Source organism: Corynebacterium sp. HMSC074C01 (assembly GCF_001814605.1).
In the GTDB taxonomy this organism is placed as follows: Bacteria; Actinomycetota; Actinomycetes; order Mycobacteriales; family Mycobacteriaceae; genus Corynebacterium.
Window position 1 is genome coordinate 1 of sequence record NZ_KV817248.1, and the last position, 475, is coordinate 475.

Annotated in this window: 1 rRNA gene; it reads left to right on the top strand. The window is 56.4% G+C overall.

What is annotated here, in order from left to right:
* Positions 1-25: 25 nt before the first annotated feature.
* Positions 26-475, top strand: a 16S ribosomal RNA gene (locus HMPREF2978_RS00740); the annotation flags it as partial.

The following is a 475-nucleotide window of genomic DNA, read 5'->3' on the forward strand; positions in this document are numbered from 1 at the left end:
TAGGTTTGGGCTTTTCACGGCCTTTTTTGTGGAGAGTTTGATCCTGGCTCAGGACGAACGCTGGCGGCGTGCTTAACACATGCAAGTCGAACGGAAAGGCCTCAGCTTGCTGGGGTACTCGAGTGGCGAACGGGTGAGTAACACGTGGGTGATCTGCCTTGCACTCTGGGATAAGCTTGGGAAACTGGGTCTAATACCGGATATGAACTGCCTTTAGTGTGGTGGTTGGAAAGTTTTTTCGGTGCAAGATGAGCTCGCGGCCTATCAGCTTGTTGGTGGGGTAATGGCCTACCAAGGCGTCGACGGGTAGCCGGCCTGAGAGGGTGTACGGCCACATTGGGACTGAGATACGGCCCAGACTCCTACGGGAGGCAGCAGTGGGGAATATTGCACAATGGGCGGAAGCCTGATGCAGCGACGCCGCGTGGGGGATGACGGCCTTCGGGTTGTAAACTCCTTTCGACAGGGACGAAGC